This is a genomic window from Faecalibacterium sp., from assembly GCF_052358865.1.
Classification (GTDB): domain Bacteria; phylum Bacillota; class Clostridia; order Oscillospirales; family Ruminococcaceae; genus Faecalibacterium; species Faecalibacterium butyricigenerans.
This window is the reverse complement of record NZ_DAWCVJ010000019.1, coordinates 1-17,772: the sequence shown is the minus strand read 5'-3', so window position 1 is coordinate 17,772 and position 17,772 is coordinate 1. Positions and strand designations below refer to the sequence as shown.

Genomic DNA, 17,772 nt, shown 5'->3' with positions numbered 1-17,772 from the left:
GGTGCGTTCATCTGGCCGCGATCAGGCCCGCATCAAGGGCATTCTGCGCAATGTACCTTACTATTCATTTACGCTTTCCACAGAGTGCGATGATTCTTGTCCATTCAGTGAATGCTCCACTATTTCAAAATCATCTTCCGATAGATTTTTATCCGCATAGTCAGCTACCATTTTGGCCAACATAGCAGCTTTTTCCTCTGAAATGCTGCAGTTTTGTGCATCACGTTTATATTTCTGCAGCTGAGTCAGTTCATCTACACGCTCTAATGCAACGCGCTGTCCCTCCGGGCTAAGTTGGAGCATTAAAAGTTCCATGTTTTGCAAGTTTTCATTTTGCTCGTCAGGCTTATCCATTCCCTTGCCTGCTTCAATACCCGCATTTCCATTTTCAGCAACCGCCAACAAAAAGGCCAACTCGGCCCACTCCATATTTAAAGCGTCAGCAAAACGCATAATCGTTCCCAGCTTCGGGTTTTCCTCGCCTCTCTCGTATCTGCCAACTAGAGAACCTGAAATCCCCATTCTGCTACCAAGTTCAGCCATCGACAACTTTTGTTTTTTTCGTTCTTGCCTTATCGCTTCTCCAATTACTTTGCTGTACGACACAAAACCACCTCCAGCTGCATTATATCATTAATGATTCCAAATCGCAATGAAAAAGTTCAAAAAAGGTCTTGACTGAACCTCTCGCAGACCGTATAATTTATTTAGAACGAAAAAGTTCCAAACTTATCACGGAGGTTCAATTATGATTCTTGATCGCGTTTCTGTCATTGCCGCTATGGCAAAGAAAAATATCACCATCGCAGAGTTGAGCAGTCTCAGCACTGTTTCTATCTCCACCATTGGAGCCGCTCGCTGTGGCCGCGGTATTACCAAAAATAGTGCCAAACGGATTGCATCTGCGTTGGATATCCCCTTAGAAGAATTGACCGTAAAAGCCAGTGAGTAAATCTCATTGATTTAGTGAGCCAATTTCATCATTATTTTTTGATGTGCGAAATCAGCACAAAAATCCATTTTTGAGGTGGGCATCCCTCTGTAAAGCCTTGTAAAAAGACGTAAAGGAATTGCAAAATGGGATACTGCGTATCACGCAATATCACTAGATGGATTTTGGCGCAAAGGATCCGCTTCCAACAAAGCTGCATGGCATCAACTTCCAATCGAATTTTGGCGGTATTGCATTATTTTTCGATTTGTGCTTTACTGCTGACACGGCATCAAAAATCAACTTTCAAACAACACCGAGGAGGTGCAATCGAATGGGAAATTTAATCCGATACCCGGTCATGAAAACCGTGAAGGACGCCGCCGCAATCTACGGTCTACCGCCGACCTATATTCGGACCCTCTGCCGGACAGGCAAGATCAGGTACGTTGTGGCCGGTCACCGTTGGCTCGTGAATATGAACAGCTTGGCCCAGTATTTTGAGCGAGGCGACCCCATCCCGGCGGAACAGGGTGAAGCTGTGGGTGGCATCCGCCGGGTGGCGAGGTAAGCGAATGGCTGTAAAACGAATGTTCTCAAGTTCAGTGACTGAAACAGACAGCTTTCTGGAATTGCCACTGAAATCGCAGGCCCTGTACTTTCACCTTGGTATGCAGGGTGATGATGATGGGTTTGTAGCAAACCCCCGCGCCATTATCCGTTCTATTGGCTGCACCGCTCGTGATTTGAAGCCCTTGGAAACCGCCGGATATGTCATTTCTTTCCCTTCAAAAGTGCTCGTTATCACCGATTGGAAAGCCAACAACAATTTACGCAATGACAGATACAAACCAACTGCGTTTCAAAACGAACTCGCGCAGTTAACAGAAAGTGCGAACAAACGCTATATTTTAGCAAACTTTGGTATACCAACTGGCAACCAAATGGATACCATTGGTATACCATCTGACAACCAAGTGACAACCCAGCATAGCATAGCAGAGCATAGCTCAGGAAGAAGTTGTAAGAAAGCCGCCACAACAGCAGCCCGGACAGATTCAGACCTTGCTCAGATCGTACAGCATTTTCAGGCCGAGATAGGCGAGTTTCCCCGCTCTGCGCTGGACAAGCTACAACGCTACCGGGAAGCGTTTTCAACTGAGCTGATTTGCAAGGCCATTGATGAAGCCGCAGAAAACGGCGTGAGAAAGTGGCGCTATGTTGACGGCATTCTGAAAGGCTGGCAGGCTGATGGGGTTCGCACATTGGGCGATGTAGAAGCCCGCCGGGAGGCCCGGCGGAAGCCCGAACCGCCGCAGGAAAAGAAAATGGAGGTACTAACATGAACACATACAAAATTTTACTGGGTGCCCTGCTCATAAAGCCCAACCTTGCACCCTATGCCCTGCCTGATTTGGAAATCGAATATTTCCCGGCGGATCTTCAACCAGTATTCGCCGCCCTGTCTGGCTTTTGGAATGCGACCGGGAAGCTGGACGCTGTGGAGGCTTGCGCCCGATATCCAGAGCAGAGCACAGCCATTGTGGAATGCGCACAGGCGTGTGAAGCAGAATGCATCCGCATCACCTGTGAAACCGTGGAGAGCTGGACACAGCTCATTCGGGAACAGGCAGCCTTGACCCAGTTCCAGAGTTTGGCCCTTCAGGCAGGCAGCAGCCTGACCACCTTTGCAGACCTGCCCGACCTGTACAGCAAAATGGGCGAAGCCTTGACCCTTGACCGGGAGGAGCAGGATTTTAAGCCTATCGGGGAACTGGTAGACAACTATGTCCGCAAGTTGAATGAAAAGCCGAAGTACATCCCCAGCGGTATCCCGGTGTTGGACAAGCACCTGCATCTTGCCCCGGGTAACCTGTTCATCATCGGCGGCAGACCATCAGCCGGTAAAACCGCCCTGTCCCTGCAGATGGCTTGCGAGCAGGCCCGGCGGGGCTTACGCGTGTGTTATTTCAGCCTTGAAACCGACCCGGATACCCTGACCGCCCGCATCATTTCAAACCGTCTGGCGGTTCCGCTGGCAGATGTAAAGAGCAAGACCGTTCCACAGTCTGACCTTGATAGTCTTGCAGATCTGCACAAGCTGCCGCTGTTCATCCGCTCTGCATCCGGCAAGGGCACGGGATGGATCAAGGCACAGGCCCAGCGAATGAAAGCACAGGTTATTTTCATCGATTATTTGCAGCTGCTAACCGCCAGCAAGGCAAAAGACCGATACCAGCAAATCACCAGCATTTCCATCGCCCTACACGAACTGGCACAGACCACAGGAATCCTTGTGGTAGCTCTGGCCCAGCTGAACCGCAACGCTGCACACGCATCCCCCAGCACCGCCGATCTGAAGGAATCCGGCCAGCTGGAACAGGATGCAGACGCTATTTTGCTCCTGTCTGCTGACAAGGAAGAGTATCAAGCCATTCTGGCCAAGAATAAGGAAGGAAAAATTGGCGAAATTCCCTTGACCTTCGACAAGACCCGCCAGCGCTTTCTCGCCGTCACGAGTGAACTGGAAGGGAGGTGAACACACATGAAGCACAGTCAGAACAAACCACGCCGCCGGGAACCGTACCACTATGACGCAAGCGGTGCACAGTATATCGCCTGTATCGAAACCGCCTTGCAGCACGGCCAGAGCATCCCGGTGCACGTTTTGCAGCTGGTCTACCATATGCTGCTGCCGTATATGCACAACTAAACCGCTTACCACACTCAACAACAGGAGGCGCCAATGAACACCAACATCCATGTCAACGTGAACGAGATTCCGCCAGAGGTAGCAGAGCGAATCGGCTGCGTGTTCCTCGGATTCCACAAGCGGTTCCAGCAAAGCCCGGAACTCATGGCCGAGTTAGAGGCATACCGAGCCGCACGCCATCCGAATCATAAAGGCAACGAGAGCGGCCAGCAAACGAAGGGCAGACCATAGGGCAAAACAAAAGGCCGCCATGCAAGCAGCGAACTCGCAAGGCAGCCAGGCGGGAGCGATTGACAGACCACATCCCGCAGCCATTCTATCACACCCGGCAGCCCATCTCAAGCCCGGCGGCCCACTAATGCAAGGAGGACAGCTACATGAAAATCATCATCGCCATCAACGGCCACGGCCTCCGCTGGCACGTCTGCAACGCAATCGCCAAAGGTATCGTTGCTGAACTCTCTGCCAAAGATGGGAAGTATTACAGCCTCGAAGGTGCACGAGTAATGGTTGAAGGGGTTCCGACCCGGCGGCTATTCGTCCTCTTTGCAAAGTTTGTGCTCCTCCGCCCCATCCGGCGCACACCCTAAGCCCCCTCAAGGTACTGGGAACGGGTACCCTAGTCCTTAGCGGGCTCGTCGACCCCTGTTGTGAGCTAGTCTTATAGGGAAAATTTGACCGTTTCGTTACGCATCCTGCACCCGGATCTGCATCCTCTTTGCACCCGCTGATGAAACAAACAAAGGATATTTCAGGAGGTAAGACTATGGGCAATGATATTCACATTCATCTTGACGAAATCCCCCCGGAAGTCGCTGACACTCTAGCTCGCGGCTGTCTACGGCTCTATTATCAGATCATCGCCATGCCAAACGGACGAGAACTGCTGGATGATGCATGGGAAAAATATCAGCAGCGGAAGAACGCTGAAGCCGCATCCTCATCCGCTGACAGCAGTTCCGAATAACCTACACCCCGCCGGGCGAGGCGTAACACACTAGACTTTGTTCCAAAGTCCGTGTGCCCTTGCAGGGGGCCTAGCATTTGCAAGCAGTGCTTTTGTACGCACAAAGCCTTGCAAGCAATGTCTTTGTCTATACAAAGCCCTCTTGCTTTGCAAGAACTTGTTGGGCAACATCCCAAACCCTTTGACCGTGCAGCACCCGCCGGGCGCTGCACTTCAGCCACGCGATTCTGTTGACCTCAACAAAATCGCTGCATGACAAAGCCCCCAGACCGCGACAGCGCGTGTCTGAGGGCTTTTCTTCTTTCTGTGGGTGTTTTCCTTGCCGTTGGTTCTATTCTCGCTCAGGCAGTCCCGGCGGGCGGTTCCTGCATGGTGCAAAAACAAAAGGCCGCTGCATCTCTGCAACGACCTATTGCCAGGCGGGGTGACGCTTCCCGCATCTCCAAACAAAGGGTGACGGCTGCCTGTTCCGTCCTCTGGCGGATTAAGTATCTGCTTCTTCCGGTTCACTTGGAAGATTCAACAACGCCTTCCAGTTTACCGGGAAGCCCATTCGGGACGGCTCCGCCGCCGGGTACTTCTTGAACAGCTTTTCCATTGCGCGAATGAGGTTAAATTTTTCGGCATCCGGCAGCAGCTCAAAGATCGCATAGAAGTACGCAAACGGAGAGCTGTTATCCACATGTGCACGGCGCATAACCAACGGCAGCTTGACCGCCGGGCTGAGTCTGGTGCGGTTATAGAAACGGCCACCATGAGCGGCGATATTCCGAGCGACAACGGCACATTGCAGATAGTTCTCAATGTAAACAGACTTGCGGCCGAAATACTGCTGTGCAATCCCCTCGCGGTCCGCTTCCAACATATTCTTGTAGAACTGTGAGAGTGTGCCGAATGTCATTTCCTCGACAGCCACCCAAAGCGGATACACGCCCCGCTTATCGCGCTTGTGATGGATAATAAACGGCTCCTCAGATCTGGAAATCCCCCTGTTGAGAGTACTCAGAAATACAGCATGATACTGTTCAACCTCAAAATTCTGGTTATTCAGATACCCCAGCGGGCCGTGCTGCTGAGCGTGGTAGTAGGCGATATACGCTCTGGCGACCGTTTCAACGATAGCTCCATACTTGAAGATAAGACTTCTAAACTCTTGGTCGAAGTCATAAAGGGCTACCATGTCCTGAAGCGTGACCTCTGGAAAGAATCGGTCATTCTCTCGCAGCGTCAGCGAGTACGCACTGAACCGATAATAGTTCATCCGCTTCAAGACATCGCGGGCATAGACATCATCTGTGATGATAAGCCCTCTTTCACGAAGCAGCGCGATTTGTTCATCATAGCTCTTGAACGGTTTTGTTTGGTCTGTTGTTGGCATGGTTTCACTTCCAATGTCTTATAAACAAAAAAATACCCGACCTAATGCGCATCGTTGAGAGGCCGGTCGGGTTTCATTAATGGCATTATACCCGATGGGCGGGCCTTTGTCAAGCCCCAAAATAAAGTGCAGAACGATTCAACGACAAAAAATCGTCATTTCCCGGTAGCTTCATCAGGTTCACTGAGAATCTTTTTGAAAAGTTCCTCTGTTGAGCCAGTAAAATGCTCACCGCCGCCGTTGTCCAGTTCCTTGATGGCTGCTATTGTTTCAGCGTTCGGAATCTCATCGGCCACATACTCCAGCAGATCACCCGGCTGGCAGTCGAGCAAGCGGCAAACCGTGTTCAGCGCAGCCCATGAAATCAATTCACCCTTTCGCAGTTGCTGAACATAGGACTGCCCCAGCAGCTTTTCTGCTCGGATTCTGGTTGATGGATACCCAGCCGCTTTCAGCAATGCCAAAACATCAGCCTTATACTGTATCGCCATGTGCTTTCACTCCTTTCTATCCCTTTCTATTATATCCAGAAGCTGCACTAGAATCAAGTTCAAATATACACAGCAACAGCACTTGATATTCGTGCATTTCGTCAATAGAATACACGAGATACTAGTGCTATAATATAGACACAGCAAGGGAAGCACGACCGGAAGGCAAGGGGCGAAGGATGTACCGGGAGCGCAAGAGCAGAACGCCAGCTAAGACAGTAACCCACTTCCTGAAAGCTGTATAAAAGAAAATGGCCCGGTGCGAGCTACCAACTACATCACCGAGCCAAACCCACCAAAGGGTCAAGCCCATTATACAGGAGCTGACCCGCAAAGTAAAGCGAGGACAGAATGAAGAAGTACAATCTCTCCGAGATCATGCACAAGGCGTGGAAGCTGTACCGCAAAGGCGTGAGCAGCTTTGCCGAAGCCCTGCACCGGGCATGGAACAGTGCAAAGGCCGCCCCGGTCAACGCCCAGCGCATCGAGGAAGCCCAGCAGGCCGCCAGGATCACCGAGCCTGTGAACACATGGGCGGGCTGGAAAGCCGCCGGGTACATGGTGGAGCATGGTGCAAAGGCTCTGTTTCAGGCGGTGCTGATCCACAGCAGCAAGGGAGACGGCCAGACCTACCGGGCATCGTTCTTCGGTGCATCGCAGGTGCAGCCGCTGGAAGCCCTGTAACACGAGCAGAGACCCCCGGCGGGAAGATGGAAGCCCGCCGGGCATGATGGGAGGATATGACCATGAAGTTGGAGAAGAAAATCAGCTTGCACTCCTTCGAGGTGGAGTACATCGACCAGCGGGAAGCAAAGCCCCGCACCCTGCACCGGGAAAGCATCGTGCTGGATGGTGGCCGGATGAACACGCTCGACCACCTGAACCAGACCCCGCAGAGCTGGATCCGGCAGCAGTACGCCCAGCAGGGCTACACCGTGTCAGCGATCCACAAGGGTGAGAGCCTGACCGCCAAGGTTGACACCGGCTTTCTGTGGAAGCTGGCCGCACTGGATGCAGCCGCAGCAAAGGCCGGCAAGAGCGTGGCCAAGCTGCTGGAAGGGGGTGCAGCGGTATGACAGCAGCCCAGTGGCAAGAAGTCCTCTGCCGTGTCCGCAGCCTGTCAGCCGCCGACAAAGACCGCCTGTTGACCTATCTCCATGCGCTGCACGATGCAGCGCAGCAGCCCCAGAGAGCAGAAGCCATGCCGAACACGCCCAAGGTACTGTAAAGCCTCCGCCGGGCTGGCAGCGGGCTTTACAAGCCCTATCTTTACCCAGCCAGCCGAGAAAATTTCCGGCACTTTAATTGAATTATGAAAGCGAGGTACACTATGCAGCACTCTGATTGCACCCCCAGAATTCCCACCGTTACCGCAGAAGAAGCCGTGAAAATGTCGTGGCTGTGGAGTTCGTCCCAGACCCTCAAGGAAGTAAGTCAGCTTTTCAACGCCATTACAGAAGTCCCCAATGAATTTGGCCTAACAGGCGCATATCGCTTCATGGGGCTTATCACCGCCCTTTGGAACGCTGGCAGGGTGCAGGGCATCCGGGAAGAACGCGCCCGGCGGAAGCGCAAGGCACAGACCATCGAACAGTGACAGAAACACCCTCTGACAGCCCACAAACGGCCGCAGAGGGTGTTTTTCATCGTTCTATGATAGATTCTTGGTTTCTTCTGTGGTAAAATAGGCGCAGTCGAATTGATGAAAGGGGAAACAATGACACTCACAGAGATCTCTCGCTACTTCCACCTGAATGAGACCATCCAAAAGAACCGTGAGGCTTTGAAGTTCCTGCGTGAACGAGCCGAACCCGCTGCACCCTCATTGAACGGTATGCCCCACGCATCCGGCGTGAAAGACAGCACCGGGCGGCTGGCCGTTGAGATCGCCGACATGGATGCACGAATCACCTACCTTGAGGAACAGGCCGAACAGGAGCGAGATAAGGCCGTTGCCTTTTGCTCCACGATTCAGGACGCACGCCTGTATCTGATCTTCCGTCTGCGCTTTGTCCGCTGCCTGACATGGGCAGAGGTTGCGGACCTCTTGGGGGACTACTACACCGAGGAGGGTGTCTGCCGCATGGCCTACAACTACCTTGCCAAGACTGAAAAAGAGAAGCCCACCGCCCAGAGTGCATGACCCACGATAGAGCCGCAGCACCTACAGACAGCACGAAAGCCCGCCCGGCTACACACCGGACAGGCTTTTTCTTTGCCCCAAACAGGCGATGAACAGGCGAAAACACCCGCCCCGCCGGGCATCCGACACAAGGCACACGGTAAGGCACACAAGAGGTAGTTTTTGGGGTAGTAAGGCACAAACGAGGCACTTTCCAGCCCTTTTGAAGCCTATGTAAAGCAAGAAATCCCACGATTTACACCGTATTTTCAACGGTCAATCGTGGGATTTTACTTGGTGCGATGGAAGGGACTCGAACCCCCGGCCTACTGATTCGTAGTCAGTCACTCTATCCAGCTGAGCTACCAACGCATACGTTCCGTTCGGAACATGATGTATTTTATCACCGAACCGGGGTTTTGTCAACACTTTTTCGGAAATATTTTTGGCTTTTTCGAAAAAGAGCGTCTTTTCATCTACTTTTCTTTTATCTTTCCTGCATCAGCCCTGCTCTGCGAGGGTCTGGGCGATTCGGACGCCGGTAGGCGTGGCGGCAAGACCGCCCTGACCCGTCTCCCGGAGGTCGGGGGAGAGCAGGCTGCCCACGCGGCCCATCGCGTCGATGACCTCGTCGCAGGGGATGGCGTAGTCCACCCCGGCGAGGGCCATATTGGCACAAGAAACCGCATTCACTGCGCCGACCACATTCCGCTTGATGCAGGGCACTTCCACGAGGCCGGCCACGGGGTCGCAGACGAGGCCCAGCAGGTTGCCCAGTGCCATTGCGGCAGCGGCGGCGCACTGCTCGGGCGCACCGCCCTTGAGGTGGCAGAGCGCAGCAGCGGCCATCGCGCTGGCAGCGCCCACCTCGGCCTGACAGCCGCCCTCCGCGCCCGCCAGCGTGGCGCGGGCCGCGATGACCTGCCCAAAGCCGGCGGCTACATAGAGGGCGTCGCAGATGGCTTCCTCGTCCGCCTCGCCGCTGCGGGCCAGCGGCAGCAGGACGGCGGGCAGAACGCCGCAGCTGCCCGCCGTGGGGGCTGCGACGATCCGTTTCATGCAGGCATTGCACTCGGCGGTCTTGAGGGCCTCCGCCGTCACAGCGGCGAGGTAATCGCCGCCGAAGCTCCTGCCTTCTTGGTGCGCCTGCTCCACCTTGGCCGCGTCGCCGCCCGAAAGGCCGCTGCGGCTGCGCTGGGCGGGGTCATAGTCCCGGCTGGTGGCCTGCATCACCTGCCACAGATGGTGCATCATCTCCCGGCTGTGGGCCTCGGTGAGGCGGCTTTCGGCCAGGTCGCTGCGCAGGATGGCCTCCGACAGGGAGATCTTCTGGCTGCTGGCTGCAGCCAGCATCTCTTCACAGGATAAAAACGACACGTCTCAGCCCTCCTCAGATTCTTCCGGCTCGTCGATGTTCAGGCAGGTGACCTTGCGGATGCCCGGCATCACGGCCATCTGCTGTTCCAGCACATGGGGGATATGGGAGTCACACTCCAGCACCATGACGGCGTAGCCGCCCGTCGCGGCGCGGAACACCTGCATGGACGCGATGTTGATGCGCCGCTGGGCCAGCGACATGGTGACTTCGGCGATGCATCCGGGGGTGTCCTCGTTGTGGATGATGAGGGTGTTGCTGTCGCCGCCAAAGTCGGCGGGCACACCGTCGATCTCGGTGACGCGGATGCGCCCGCCGCCCACGGAGGCCGCCTTCAGGGTGAGGGTGCGGCCCGTCCTGCTCTTTAAGGTAAGGACTGCTGTATTGGGGTGGGCGGCGCGCAGCTCCACCGGATGGATGGTGAACTTCATCCCGGCCTCCTCGGCCAGTGCAAAGCTGTCCGGCAGGCGGGGGTCGTCCGGGCGGAGGCCCAACAGGCCCGCCACCAGTGCGCGGTCGGTGCCGTGGCCCCGGCCCGTGGTGGCAAAACTGCCATAAAGCCCGATGTCCGCCTCTGCGGGGATGTCGCCCAGCAGCTTCTGGGCCGTGTAGCCGATGCGGGCCGCGCCCGCCGTATGGCTGGAGGAGGGGCCGATCATCACCGGCCCGAGAACGTCGAAAAGACGCATGAGATGTACACTTCCTTCCGTTTTGCAGCGTTTTGGGCCTTGTTTTCTGCCCCGCAGACCCGCCCCGGGCTGCCTCAGCTGACAAAAGAACAGATTTTCTTTCTTTTTATTATACCGCTTTTGAGCTTGTTGTGCTATAATAACTTCATAATGCTTTGAATTTGCCCTTTCAGGGGGCAGCACGGAGGGTAGAACCTATGAAACTGGTAAGCGTGGAAACTCCCGAAAAGAGTGTCTGCAAAATGACTTTCAGCGCTTCGGCTGAGGAGCTGGAAGCTGCGTCCAACGCCGTGTACGAGCGCACCCGCGCAACGTACACCATCAAAGGCTTTGCCAAGGGTGAGGCTGACCGCGCCCAGATCGAGGCCGACCGCGGCGAGCACACCTTCTGGTATGACGCCATCAACGACCTGATGGACAAGGACGTCCCGGCGCTGTACGACGCAGCGATGGCAGAACACGGCTTCCACGCAGTGGACGAGCCGGTGTACGATCTGGTCAGCGTGAAGAAGGATGAGGGCTTCGTGGCCACCGCCACCACCGCTCTGCAGCCCGAGCTGAAGCTGACCCAGACCACCGGCTTCAAGGCCGAGTGCGTCACTCCGGAAGTCACCGACAAGGAGATCGACGCCGTGCTGGAGCGCCGCCGTGCCGTCTCTGCCGAGCTGGTGCCCCACAAGGGTCCTGCCGTCAAGGGCAACATCGTCCACATCGACTACGAGGGCCTGCTGGAGGGCAAGCCGTTCAACGGCGGCACCGCCCAGAACCAGACCCTGCAGCTGGGCAGCGGCCGGATGATCCCCGGCTTCGAGGAGGGCATCCTCGGCCACAAGGGCGGCGAGGAGTTCGACATCTTCGTCACCTTCCCGGCACGCTACCATGTCAGCGACCTCGCCGGCAAGCCCGTGGTCTTTAAGATCAAGCTGCACGACGTCTGCGTCCGTCAGCTGCCCGCCCTGAACAGCGATTTTGCCAAGAAGGCCGGCAATGTGGACACGATGGACGAGTTCCGCGCCCAGATCCGTCAGCAGCTCCACGACGGCAAGCACGCCAGCGCCCTCAACCGCGCCAAGGACGCCATCCTCACCCAGCTGGCCTCCGCCGCTGAGGGCGAGCTGCCCAGCGTCCTCGTGGAGACGGCCTACCAGCAGGAGATGGAGCGGTTCCAGCAGCAGCTGCAGATGCAGCGCCTGAGCCTCGACCGTTACCTCAGTCAGGTCCACCAGACCCGCGAGAGCTTCACCGCCGCCGTCCGCGCCGTGGCCGAGAAGAACACCCGCGCCCGGATGGCCCTGCTGCAGGTGGCCCAGAGCGAGGGCCTCCTGCCCACCGAGGAGGAGATCGACAAGACCCTCTCCGAGCGTGCCGAGCGCACCAAAAAGACCCTCGAGGAGATCAAGGCTGCCACCAACGTAGAGGCCATGCGCCGCAACGAGGGCATCCGCCGCGCTGCCGATTACGTCATCGAGCACTCCACCATTGAGGAAAAATAATTTTTCTGTCCTTTGCGCCTGCACCGCCGTGCAGGCGTTTTTTGTTGTTCATTTTTTGGCTCTTGACTTTTTCCCCAAGCTGCGGTATTTTTAAGGTGAAAAAGTTTGTCCGGGCGCAGCCGGGTCCCGGGCAGATAACATAAAAATTTTGCGGGGCGATCCCCTCATCCGGTCTTCTCTTTGCGACAGGAGGTTTTCCTTATGAAAAAGTTTCTTCTCGCTCTTTTGACAGCCGCCACAGCGGCGGCGCTGCTCTGCGGCGCTGCAGCTGTGTCCACCTACAGCGTCGGCTATGACGCACCGGCCGGCATCAGCACCATCGTGGTGCAGGACAGCAGCGCCGCCGTCGTGCTGCAGGCCGCAGACACCGACCACATCCACGCCGACTATACCTACACCTCAAGCTATGCGTTCGAAAGCTCCAAGCTCTACGACTTCTCGGTGGCGGGCAGCACCCTCACCGTGACCAAGACCCGGGAGCCGAACACCTCCCTTACCATCAAGAGCACCGACACCCGCGCCTGCACCCTGACGCTTCAGGTGCCCCGCCAGACGCTGGCCAGCCTCACCGTCAGCACGACGAACGACAACATCACGCTGGACGGCGTTTCGGCCCAGACGGCCGCTCTGACCACCGATAATGGCCGCATCGAGGTGACGAACTTCAACGGCACCTCCCTGAACGGCACCACCCGCAACGGCAAGATCACCCTGAGCGGCGTCACCTCCCAGAACGTGGCCGCCACCATCCAGAACAGCGGCACCCTCAAGCTGGAGAACATCTCCGCCAATGTCTGCGACGCCAAGGTCCAGAACGGCAGCATCACCGGCTCGGTGGTGGGCGACAGCAGCGCTTACGGCTTTGACCTCACCGCCGGAGGCGGCAGGATCCGGGTCTCTGACTCCAACGACCGCAATTTCCTTCTCAGCGGCAAGGACGCTCTGCAGCAGAATGCCGGCGCCCCCCAGAAGCTGAGCCTCGCCACCCAGAACGGCGACGTGGATGTGGAATTTGTCCGTTAAATCGACTGAAAAATGCCTGTGCAGCAGATGCCGCACAGGCATTTCTTTTTTATCCGGCAAGCGCGTTGAAGCCCATGACCACCACGCCGAGGATAAAACGCTCATGCTTCTCTCTCCAAAATTGCATCCAGATTTTTGTTCATAATGTCCATCGTCTCGCAGAAAGCTTTCCGCTGGGCTTCGGTGGTATTCTCGAGCAGCTTCTGGCCGAACCCCTCCTGCAAAGCGCGGCCCCGCACAATGATGGGCTGTGCCTTTTCGGTGCAGCGCAGCAGGGTGCGGCGGCGGTCAGCAGGGTCGGCCTCGCGGACAAGATAGCCCTCCTGCACCAGACGGTCTATGTTCACCGAGACGAGGTTAGCCTTCAGCTTCCGCATCTCCACCACGTCGCTGGCGGTCTGGTAGCCGGGGTTATTGGCGAGGAACATCAGGATGTCAAAGGCCGTCTGGGTCAGGTGCAGCTTCTGGCACAGGGGTTTGCAGAGGGCAGCGTAGGCCGCTGCGGTCTTTCGCCCGAATTCGATGCCCGGGGTGTTCATGGGTTGCCTCCTTGTGATTCAAAATTGTATCGTTCAAATTTGAAGCAATGATAGCACAGCGCCGCCGGAATGTCAAGAAAAAAGGAGCGGCCCGCGCAAGGCCGCTCCCTGTTTCCGTTTTCTTTACAGCATCATGATGAGCCGCGTGCCAAAGGCCGCCAGCCATGCTACGATGCACTGATTTGCCACCATGATAAAGGCCCACTTGCCGCCCAGCTCCCGCTTGACCGAGGCCACCGCCGCGATGCAGGGCGTATAGAGCAGGCAGAACACCAGCAGGGGCGCAGCCGCCGCCGGAGACAGCGCGGCGGCAAAGGCCGCAGAGGAGCCATAGAGGATGGTGAGGGTCGAAACGACGCTCTCCTTGGCCATGAAGCCGGTGATAAGAGCCGTGGACACCCGCCAGTCGGCAAAGCCCAGCGGCGCAAACAGCGGCGCGATGCCGCTGGCCAGCCACGCAAGGATGCTCTGCTGCGGGTCAGTGGTGAGGCTGAGCCGCAGGTCGAAGCTCTGCAGGAACCAGATGATGATGGTCGCCGCAAAGATGACCGTAAAGGCGCGCTGGAGGAAATCACGGGCCTTTTCCCAGAGCAGCTGGACCACATTCTTGAGGCCGGGCAGGCGGTAGTTGGGCAGCTCCATCACAAAGGGGACGGCCTCGCCCTTAAAGACGGTGCCCTTCAGCAGGATGGCCATCAGGATGCCCACCGCAATGCCGAGGAAATAGAGGCTGACCATCACCAGAGCCGCGTGCTCCGGGAAGAAGGCCGCCGCGAACAGGCTGTAGATGGGCAGCTTAGCCGAGCAGCTCATAAAGGGGGTGAGCAGGATGGTCATTTTGCGGTCACGCTCCGAGGGCAGGGTGCGGCTGGCCATGACGCCGGGGACGGTGCAGCCGAAGCCGATGAGCATCGGCACGATGCTGCGCCCCGAGAGGCCGATGCGCCGGAGAAGCTTATCCATCACGAATGCCACGCGGGCCATGTATCCGGTATCCTCCAGCAGAGAGAGGAAGAAGAACAGGGTCACGATGATGGGCAGGAAGCTCAACACACTGCCCACACCGGTGAAGATGCCGTCGATGACCAGCGAGTGGACGGCTGCGTTGACGTTCCACGCCGTGAGGGTGGAGTCCATTGCGACGGTCAGGGCATCAATGCCCACTTCCAGCAGGTTCTGGAGCGCCAGACCAATGACGCCGAAGGTGAGGTAGAACACCAGCGCCATGATGCCCACAAAGGCCGGGATAGCGGTATAGCGGCCCGTGAGGAACCGGTCGATCCGGGCCGAGCGGAGCTGCTCCTTGCTCTGGCGGGGCTTCACGACGGTCTGCTCCACCAGCTGGTGGATGAAGTGGAACCGCATATCCGCGATGGCGGCGGCGCGGTCCAGACCCCGCTCCTGCTCCATCTGGACGATGATGTGCTCGATCATCTCTTTTTCGTTCTGGTCGAGCTTCAGGGCCGCTTCGATGCGCTGGTCGCCCTCCACGAGCTTTGTGGCCGCAAAGCGCACCGGGATGCCTGCGGCCTTGGCGTGATCCTCGATCAGGTGGATGATGCCGTGGATGCAGCGGTGGACTGCGCCGCCGTGATCCTCCTCGCCGCAGAAATCCATCCGGCCCGGCCGCTCCTGATACTTTGCGACGTGGAGCGCGTGATCCACCAGCTCGTCCACGCCCTCGTTCTTTGCCGCAGAGATGGGCACGACCGGGATGCCCAGCATGGCCTCCATCTTATTGATGCGGACGGTGCCACCGTTGCCGCGCATCTCGTCCATCATGTTCAGCGCCAGCACCATCGGCGTATCCAGCTCCATGAGCTGCATGGTGAGATACAGATTCCGCTCGATATTGGTGGCGTCCACGATATTGATGATGCCCGTGGGCTTCTCACCGATGATGAACTGCCGGGTCACGATCTCCTCGCTGGTATAAGGCGACATGGAGTAGATGCCGGGCAGGTCTGTGACCTCCGTATTCGGGTTGTTCCGGATCGCACCGCTCTTGCGGTCCACCGTCACACCCGGGAAATTGCCGACGTGCTGGTTGGAGCCGGTGAGCTGGTTGAAGAGGGTCGTCTTGCCGCAGTTCTGGTTGCCCGCCAGTGCAAAGGTAAGGGTCGTGCCGTCGGGCAGAGGGTTCTCGCCCTTTTTGGTGTGGTAGCGTCCGCCTTCGCCGAGGCCCGGGTGCTCCACCGGCTTTTCACTTTCTGCCTCCGCCTTTTTCGCCGCCGGGGCTTTGGCCAGAGTCACCCCGATGCGGGCGGCATCGTCCAGCCGGAGCGTCAGCTCGTAGCCGTGGATACTCAGCTCCATCGGGTCGCCCATCGGGGCAAATTTGACCAGCGTGACTTTCTCACCGGGGATCAGCCCCATATCCAGAAAATGCTGCCGCAGAGCGCCTTCGCCGCCCACGGTCCCGACCACGGCGGTCTCGCCGATGTTCAAATCTTTCAACGTCATATGGAATGCTCCTCTCGAGCGCGTTTGTTTGTTAGTTTGCATTAACAATAGTAATATAGGCTAACTTTCCGGCGTTGTCAAGAGAAACGGGGCTGTTCTGAACTACTCTCTGAAAAAATAATGTCGCCTTCCTCGAATATCAGAAAAAGTGCAAAAAATAAGAGCCTGTACCCGGGAAGCTCCCGCCGTACAGGCTCTTATCGTTTTTTATTCAGTTCGCGGTGTGGTAGCCGTCAGGGTTCTTCTTCTGCCAGTTCCAGCTGTCGGCGCACATCTCCTCGATGCCGTACTCAGCCACCCAGCCCAGCTCGTTCTTGGCCTTGGTGGGGTCGGCGTAGCACTCTGCGATGTCGCCGGGGCGGCGGGCGTCGATGACGTAGGGGATGGCCTTGCCGCAGGCCTTTTCGAATGCGTGGATGACGTCCAGCACGCTGTAGCCCTTGCCGGTGCCGAGGTTGCAGATGAAGAGGCCGCAGTTCGTCTCCAGCTTCTTGATGGCACAGACATGGCCGCGGGCGAGGTCAACGACATGGATGTAGTCGCGGACGCCGGTGCCGTCGGGGGTGGGGTAGTCGTTGCCGAAGACATGGACCTTCTCCAGCTTGCCGACGGCCACCTTGGCGATGTAGGGCATGAGGTTGTTGGGGATGCCGTTGGGGTCCTCGCCGATGAGGCCGGACTTGTGGGCACCGATGGGGTTGAAGTAGCGCAGCAGAGCCACGTTCAGAGTGGGGTCGGCCTTGCAGACATCGGTGAGGATGCGCTCAGTCATCGCCTTGGTGGTGCCGTAGGGGTTGGTGGTGGCGCCGACCGGGAAGTCCTCGGTGATGGGCACGCTGGCGGGGTCGCCGTAGACGGTGGCAGAAGAGCTGAACACGAAGTTGTGGCAGTTGTGCCGACGCATCACATCCAGAATGACCAGCGTGCAGTTGAGGTTGTTGTAGTAGTATTCGATGGGCTTGGAGACGCTCTCGCCCACAGCCTTATAGGCTGCGAACTGGATGACGGCCGTGATGTCGGGGCACTCGGCGAAGATCTTCTCCACATCCTCGTGCTTGGTCATGTCGGCCTGATAGAAGCGGAAATCCTTGCCGGTGATCTGCTTGACCCGGTCGAGGACCACGGGGGATGCGTTATAGTAATTGTCCGCCACAACGACATCGTAGCCTGCATTCAGAAGCTCGATGCAGGTGTGGCTGCCGATGTAGCCTGCGCCGCCGGAAACCAAAATAGCCATGTCCTATACCTCTTTTATCACAAATGTTGCTCTGCGCGGGGCCTCTGCGTCCCGTCTGCCTAAAGGATACCGCTTTTTGCGCCGAGAATCAAGTACCGGCTCTTTTATGAAGATGTATTCTTGTTGCATCTTTTTCTCTCGTCTGATGAACTGCAACGATTTTTGCCCCGAGCCGCATGGAGAGGAGACGCAAAAAAACAGCAAAAGGCAGTTCCATAAAAGGAGCTGCCCTTTGCTGCGGCTGATATTTGCTTAGAGACGGCCGCACTGACGGCCGGTGAAGAAGCGGAGGGTGGTGTTGACGCGGAAGACCTTGCCCGCCCGCAGCACCGTGGAGGGGAACTCCGGGTG

23 protein-coding genes and 1 tRNA gene are annotated in these 17,772 nt (G+C 57.0%); 15 read left to right on the top strand and 9 right to left on the bottom strand.

Annotation, left to right across the window (positions count from 1 at the left end; all coding sequences use genetic code 11):
- Positions 1-60: 60 nt before the first annotated feature.
- The gene (locus tag ACT8X9_RS05025; RefSeq protein ID WP_112116136.1) at positions 61-606 is read right to left on the bottom strand and encodes a helix-turn-helix domain-containing protein; all 546 of its coding nucleotides are present in this window, start codon (positions 604-606) and stop codon (positions 61-63) included.
- 142 nt (positions 607-748) lie between these two features.
- On the opposite strand from ACT8X9_RS05025, the gene ACT8X9_RS05020 reads away from it, so the two are divergent.
- The 8 genes from ACT8X9_RS05020 to ACT8X9_RS04985 all read left to right on the top strand — a co-directional run bounded on the left by ACT8X9_RS05020 (position 749) and on the right by ACT8X9_RS04985 (position 4,611).
- Positions 749-952 carry a helix-turn-helix domain-containing protein gene (locus ACT8X9_RS05020; RefSeq protein WP_112116139.1) on the top strand — a complete coding sequence of 68 codons (204 nt, stop codon included), beginning with the start codon at positions 749-751 and terminating at the stop codon, positions 950-952.
- A 313-nt stretch (positions 953-1,265) separates the two neighbouring features.
- Complete coding sequence (locus ACT8X9_RS05015; protein ID WP_112116141.1) at positions 1,266-1,502, top strand: helix-turn-helix domain-containing protein; 237 nt, start codon at positions 1,266-1,268, stop codon at positions 1,500-1,502.
- A gap of 4 nt (positions 1,503-1,506) precedes the next feature.
- A complete protein-coding gene (locus ACT8X9_RS05010) occupies positions 1,507-2,277 on the top strand; it encodes a DnaD domain-containing protein (protein ID WP_444268313.1) in 771 nt (256 codons plus the stop codon).
- Positions 2,274-3,470: a DnaB-like helicase C-terminal domain-containing protein gene (locus ACT8X9_RS05005; protein ID WP_444268312.1), complete on the top strand. Its 1,197-nt coding sequence runs from the start codon at positions 2,274-2,276 to the stop codon at positions 3,468-3,470. Before ACT8X9_RS05010 ends, ACT8X9_RS05005 begins: the two co-directional genes overlap by 4 nt.
- Positions 3,471-3,476: 6 nt before the next feature.
- Complete coding sequence (locus ACT8X9_RS05000; protein ID WP_179860536.1) at positions 3,477-3,644, top strand: hypothetical protein; 168 nt, start codon at positions 3,477-3,479, stop codon at positions 3,642-3,644.
- A gap of 33 nt (positions 3,645-3,677) precedes the next feature.
- On the top strand, positions 3,678-3,875 hold the full coding sequence (locus ACT8X9_RS04995; RefSeq protein ID WP_097785183.1) for a hypothetical protein: 198 nt from the start codon (positions 3,678-3,680) through the stop codon (positions 3,873-3,875).
- A gap of 146 nt (positions 3,876-4,021) precedes the next feature.
- Positions 4,022-4,234: a hypothetical protein gene (locus tag ACT8X9_RS04990; protein WP_097785182.1), complete on the top strand. Its 213-nt coding sequence runs from the start codon at positions 4,022-4,024 to the stop codon at positions 4,232-4,234.
- Between the two features lie 176 nt (positions 4,235-4,410).
- Positions 4,411-4,611: a hypothetical protein gene (locus ACT8X9_RS04985; protein ID WP_154277617.1), complete on the top strand. Its 201-nt coding sequence runs from the start codon at positions 4,411-4,413 to the stop codon at positions 4,609-4,611.
- 484 nt (positions 4,612-5,095) lie between these two features.
- Here the strand turns inward: ACT8X9_RS04985 and ACT8X9_RS04980 are convergent, their stop codons facing one another.
- Entirely contained in the window at positions 5,096-5,989 is an 894-nt protein-coding gene (locus tag ACT8X9_RS04980) for an Abi family protein (RefSeq protein WP_444268311.1), read from the bottom strand.
- A 155-nt stretch (positions 5,990-6,144) separates the two neighbouring features.
- Positions 6,145-6,480 (bottom strand): helix-turn-helix domain-containing protein, encoded by a 336-nt coding sequence (locus tag ACT8X9_RS04975; protein ID WP_097785179.1) that lies wholly within the window; start codon positions 6,478-6,480, stop codon positions 6,145-6,147.
- Between the two features lie 351 nt (positions 6,481-6,831).
- Here ACT8X9_RS04975 and ACT8X9_RS04970 point away from each other — a divergent pair, with 351 nt between their 5' ends.
- From ACT8X9_RS04970 to ACT8X9_RS04950, 5 genes are all read left to right on the top strand, one after another.
- Entirely contained in the window at positions 6,832-7,164 is a 333-nt protein-coding gene (locus ACT8X9_RS04970; protein WP_444268310.1) for a hypothetical protein, read from the top strand.
- A 56-nt stretch (positions 7,165-7,220) separates the two neighbouring features.
- Complete coding sequence (locus tag ACT8X9_RS04965) at positions 7,221-7,556, top strand: hypothetical protein (protein WP_444268309.1); 336 nt, start codon at positions 7,221-7,223, stop codon at positions 7,554-7,556.
- Positions 7,553-7,708, top strand: coding sequence for a hypothetical protein (locus ACT8X9_RS04960; protein WP_181567015.1), 156 nt, complete (start codon positions 7,553-7,555; stop codon positions 7,706-7,708). Before ACT8X9_RS04965 ends, ACT8X9_RS04960 begins: the two co-directional genes overlap by 4 nt.
- A gap of 102 nt (positions 7,709-7,810) precedes the next feature.
- The gene (locus tag ACT8X9_RS04955) at positions 7,811-8,077 is read left to right on the top strand and encodes a hypothetical protein (protein WP_133303647.1); all 267 of its coding nucleotides are present in this window, start codon (positions 7,811-7,813) and stop codon (positions 8,075-8,077) included.
- Positions 8,078-8,197: 120 nt separating this feature from the next.
- Positions 8,198-8,623 carry a hypothetical protein gene (locus ACT8X9_RS04950; RefSeq protein WP_227611777.1) on the top strand — a complete coding sequence of 142 codons (426 nt, stop codon included), beginning with the start codon at positions 8,198-8,200 and terminating at the stop codon, positions 8,621-8,623.
- 274 nt (positions 8,624-8,897) lie between these two features.
- Here the strand turns inward: ACT8X9_RS04950 and ACT8X9_RS04945 are convergent.
- From ACT8X9_RS04945 to sdaAB, 3 genes are all read right to left on the bottom strand, one after another.
- Positions 8,898-8,974, bottom strand: a tRNA-Arg gene (locus tag ACT8X9_RS04945).
- 129 nt (positions 8,975-9,103) lie between these two features.
- Positions 9,104-9,979 (bottom strand): L-serine ammonia-lyase, iron-sulfur-dependent, subunit alpha, encoded by an 876-nt coding sequence (gene sdaAA, locus ACT8X9_RS04940; RefSeq protein WP_249233887.1) that lies wholly within the window; start codon positions 9,977-9,979, stop codon positions 9,104-9,106.
- Between the two features lie 3 nt (positions 9,980-9,982).
- Entirely contained in the window at positions 9,983-10,666 is a 684-nt protein-coding gene (sdaAB, locus tag ACT8X9_RS04935) for an L-serine ammonia-lyase, iron-sulfur-dependent subunit beta (protein WP_227621637.1), read from the bottom strand.
- Positions 10,667-10,863: 197 nt separating this feature from the next.
- Between sdaAB and tig the strand changes: the two genes are divergently transcribed.
- Both tig and ACT8X9_RS04925 read left to right on the top strand, forming a co-directional pair.
- On the top strand, positions 10,864-12,159 hold the full coding sequence (gene tig / locus ACT8X9_RS04930; RefSeq protein WP_227621638.1) for a trigger factor: 1,296 nt from the start codon (positions 10,864-10,866) through the stop codon (positions 12,157-12,159).
- A 201-nt stretch (positions 12,160-12,360) separates the two neighbouring features.
- Positions 12,361-13,182 carry a DUF4097 family beta strand repeat-containing protein gene (locus tag ACT8X9_RS04925; protein WP_444268308.1) on the top strand — a complete coding sequence of 274 codons (822 nt, stop codon included), beginning with the start codon at positions 12,361-12,363 and terminating at the stop codon, positions 13,180-13,182.
- Positions 13,183-13,283: 101 nt separating this feature from the next.
- On the opposite strand, the gene ACT8X9_RS04920 is transcribed toward ACT8X9_RS04925, so the two are convergent.
- The 3 genes from ACT8X9_RS04920 to galE form a co-directional block, all read right to left on the bottom strand.
- On the bottom strand, positions 13,284-13,721 hold the full coding sequence (locus ACT8X9_RS04920; protein WP_444268307.1) for a MarR family winged helix-turn-helix transcriptional regulator: 438 nt from the start codon (positions 13,719-13,721) through the stop codon (positions 13,284-13,286).
- Between the two features lie 123 nt (positions 13,722-13,844).
- Positions 13,845-16,184, bottom strand: coding sequence for a ferrous iron transport protein B (feoB, locus tag ACT8X9_RS04915; protein WP_444268306.1), 2,340 nt, complete (start codon positions 16,182-16,184; stop codon positions 13,845-13,847).
- A gap of 211 nt (positions 16,185-16,395) precedes the next feature.
- Positions 16,396-17,421: a UDP-glucose 4-epimerase GalE gene (galE, locus tag ACT8X9_RS04910; RefSeq protein ID WP_444268305.1), complete on the bottom strand. Its 1,026-nt coding sequence runs from the start codon at positions 17,419-17,421 to the stop codon at positions 16,396-16,398.
- Between the last annotated feature and the right edge of the window lie 351 nt (positions 17,422-17,772).

Excerpts from the sequence above, each read along its gene's own strand:
- ACT8X9_RS05020 (WP_112116139.1), top strand. The coding sequence starts at position 749 with ATGATTCTTGATCGCGTTTCTGTCATTGCCGCTATGGCAAAGAAAAAT.
- ACT8X9_RS05015 (WP_112116141.1), top strand. The coding sequence starts at position 1,266 with ATGGGAAATTTAATCCGATACCCGGTCATGAAAACCGTGAAGGACGCC.
- ACT8X9_RS05010 (WP_444268313.1), top strand. The coding sequence starts at position 1,507 with ATGGCTGTAAAACGAATGTTCTCAAGTTCAGTGACTGAAACAGACAGC.
- ACT8X9_RS05005 (WP_444268312.1), top strand. The coding sequence starts at position 2,274 with ATGAACACATACAAAATTTTACTGGGTGCCCTGCTCATAAAGCCCAAC.
- ACT8X9_RS05000 (WP_179860536.1), top strand. The coding sequence starts at position 3,477 with ATGAAGCACAGTCAGAACAAACCACGCCGCCGGGAACCGTACCACTAT.
- ACT8X9_RS04995 (WP_097785183.1), top strand. The coding sequence starts at position 3,678 with ATGAACACCAACATCCATGTCAACGTGAACGAGATTCCGCCAGAGGTA.
- ACT8X9_RS04990 (WP_097785182.1), top strand. The coding sequence starts at position 4,022 with ATGAAAATCATCATCGCCATCAACGGCCACGGCCTCCGCTGGCACGTC.
- ACT8X9_RS04985 (WP_154277617.1), top strand. The coding sequence starts at position 4,411 with ATGGGCAATGATATTCACATTCATCTTGACGAAATCCCCCCGGAAGTC.
- ACT8X9_RS04980 (WP_444268311.1), bottom strand. The coding sequence starts at position 5,989 with ATGCCAACAACAGACCAAACAAAACCGTTCAAGAGCTATGATGAACAA.
- ACT8X9_RS04975 (WP_097785179.1), bottom strand. The coding sequence starts at position 6,480 with ATGGCGATACAGTATAAGGCTGATGTTTTGGCATTGCTGAAAGCGGCT.
- ACT8X9_RS04970 (WP_444268310.1), top strand. The coding sequence starts at position 6,832 with ATGAAGAAGTACAATCTCTCCGAGATCATGCACAAGGCGTGGAAGCTG.
- ACT8X9_RS04965 (WP_444268309.1), top strand. The coding sequence starts at position 7,221 with ATGACCATGAAGTTGGAGAAGAAAATCAGCTTGCACTCCTTCGAGGTG.
- ACT8X9_RS04960 (WP_181567015.1), top strand. The coding sequence starts at position 7,553 with ATGACAGCAGCCCAGTGGCAAGAAGTCCTCTGCCGTGTCCGCAGCCTG.
- ACT8X9_RS04955 (WP_133303647.1), top strand. The coding sequence starts at position 7,811 with ATGCAGCACTCTGATTGCACCCCCAGAATTCCCACCGTTACCGCAGAA.
- ACT8X9_RS04950 (WP_227611777.1), top strand. The coding sequence starts at position 8,198 with ATGACACTCACAGAGATCTCTCGCTACTTCCACCTGAATGAGACCATC.
- sdaAB (WP_227621637.1), bottom strand. The coding sequence starts at position 10,666 with ATGCGTCTTTTCGACGTTCTCGGGCCGGTGATGATCGGCCCCTCCTCC.
- tig (WP_227621638.1), top strand. The coding sequence starts at position 10,864 with ATGAAACTGGTAAGCGTGGAAACTCCCGAAAAGAGTGTCTGCAAAATG.
- ACT8X9_RS04925 (WP_444268308.1), top strand. The coding sequence starts at position 12,361 with ATGAAAAAGTTTCTTCTCGCTCTTTTGACAGCCGCCACAGCGGCGGCG.
- ACT8X9_RS04920 (WP_444268307.1), bottom strand. The coding sequence starts at position 13,721 with ATGAACACCCCGGGCATCGAATTCGGGCGAAAGACCGCAGCGGCCTAC.
- feoB (WP_444268306.1), bottom strand. The coding sequence starts at position 16,184 with ATGACGTTGAAAGATTTGAACATCGGCGAGACCGCCGTGGTCGGGACC.
- galE (WP_444268305.1), bottom strand. The coding sequence starts at position 17,421 with ATGGCTATTTTGGTTTCCGGCGGCGCAGGCTACATCGGCAGCCACACC.